The sequence below is a fragment of the Pseudomonas sp. PA-4-8C genome, assembly GCF_021606625.1.
Taxonomy (GTDB): Bacteria; Pseudomonadota; Gammaproteobacteria; order Pseudomonadales; family Pseudomonadaceae; genus Aquipseudomonas; species Aquipseudomonas lactis.
On the sequence record NZ_WKCD01000498.1, the window covers coordinates 1 to 1,802 of the forward strand.

Annotated in this window: 2 protein-coding genes and 1 pseudogene; 1 reads left to right on the forward strand and 2 read right to left on the reverse strand. The window is 54.2% G+C overall.

Going from position 1 to position 1,802, the window contains the following annotated elements:
* Together GIW04_RS30410 and GIW04_RS30415 are read right to left on the reverse strand one after the other, a co-directional pair.
* The coding region (locus GIW04_RS30410; RefSeq protein ID WP_236479583.1) for a reverse transcriptase N-terminal domain-containing protein at window positions 1–138 on the reverse strand (138 nt) is incomplete at its 3' end.
* 55 nt (window positions 139–193) lie between these two features.
* Window positions 194–1,093: pseudogene (locus GIW04_RS30415) on the reverse strand (IS3 family transposase); the annotation flags it as partial.
* A gap of 73 nt (window positions 1,094–1,166) precedes the next feature.
* Here GIW04_RS30415 and GIW04_RS30420 point away from each other — a divergent pair.
* Window positions 1,167–1,802 (forward strand): IS110 family transposase (locus GIW04_RS30420; protein ID WP_236479582.1); only part of this gene is annotated, 636 nt, incomplete at its 3' end.

Consider the following 1,802-nt stretch of genomic DNA (forward strand, 5'->3'; position numbering starts at 1 on the left):
CACCTTGTTATGTCTGCTTTCCTGTGTTGCCTTCACAATACGTACTTGCAGCCTTCTTACCTGACGTTGGACATCGGCCCAATTGATGCCGTCCCACGTCACGCCAGAAGGTGCACGTGCCAGTGTCGCTGCACTCATTTGCTCTCCCTCCGTTTAGATGGTTCTGGAAGCTCTCTCGTGAAGAGTGTAGTGGTCAACTGATCCCGGACACGACGTTAAGTCTTTTTTCGGACTGGGCTGGTGGTAGCCCGTTGTTGAACTGATGTGGCCGAATCCAGTTGTAGCGATGCATCAAATAATGACTGATATCTCGCTGCGCTTCTTGGGCCGTCATGTAGCCAACGGTCGGTATCCACTCAGTTTTTAGACTCCGGAAAACACGCTCCATAGGCGAGTTATCGTAGCAATTACCTCGACGACTCATGCTCTGACGTATGCGATATCGCCAGAGCCGTTGGCGAAACTGTCGGCTGCCGTATTGCGAGCCCTGATCCGAGTGAAACAGCAGGCCCTGAGGCTTACCGCGTTGTTCATAGGCCATATCCAGCGCCTTGATCACCAGATCCGTATCCGGTTTGCTCGACAATGCCCAGCCCACTACTCGGCGCGCGAAGAGATCCATAACCACAGCCAGGTAATGCCATTTCCCTTGTGCCCAGATGTAAGTGATGTCGCCACACCACACCTGATTGGGCGCAGGAACATCGAACTCTCGATTCAAAATATTCGGAATATCTGGTCGCTCCACCGTCGCTTTTTTATAAGCATGCGAGCCCGGTTGCTTACTGATCAATCCCAGCTCCCGCATCAGGCCACGTACCTTGAACCGGCCAATCTGCTCGCCATCTTCCTGCATCATCGACACGATGCTGCGGCTGCCGGCAGCGCTTCGACTTTGCGTGAACAATTCGTTGACGCGACTGCGTAATCGAATCCGCTCAACATCTGGAGCGCGGCGTCGCAGGCAATGGTCGTAGTAGCAGGAGCGCGGTACTTCAAAGGCTTCGCACAGCAACTCAACTGACTCACGCGCACTTAGCTGATCAATTAGCGCATGCGCTCGTGTTCTTCCGACATCAAGAGCGCGGTAGCCTAATGAGATGGTCACCCCCACACCTTGAGAGAGCTAGGCTTTCCCAGGGGGTTACGTTTCGGAGGCCATCATCATGAGCGAGTTAGCAATGGTCGGGATTGATCTCGGCAAACACAGCTTTCATCTGCACGGTCAGGACAAGACAGGCCGGGGGGTGTTTCGTAAGAAACTCTCACGTCAGCAGATGATGCAGTTCTTCAGCAACCTTCCGGTATGTACCGTAGTGATGGAGGCCTGTGCTGGAGCGCATTTCGTTGCTCGCCAGTTGATGGTCATGGGGCATGAAGCCAAGCTGATTTCCCCTCAGTTCGTTCGCCCTTACGTCAAGGGTAACAAAAACGATTTTGTCGATGCCGAAGCCATCTGCGAAGCGGCATCACGTCCGTCCATGCGTTTCGTTTCGCCTAAGACCGAAGCCCAGCAGACGCTTTCGGTTTTGCATCGTCTACGAGAGCCACTGGTGCGAGACCGCACCAAAACCGTCAACCAGATGCATGGTTTCCTGTTGGAGTTCGGGATTAGCCTACCCAGAGGGTTGGCTATCATGAAGCGCATGCCGGTCATCCTGACTCAGCATGAGCTGCCCACTCGTCTCATGACACTCTTGGATCGTTTGCGCGAACACTTCAACTGTAAGCGTCCAGCCCGCCCACCTTCTCCTCGAGCACCCCTGCCCGCATCCTCTGTATTTTTCAGCAGGGGATTCACA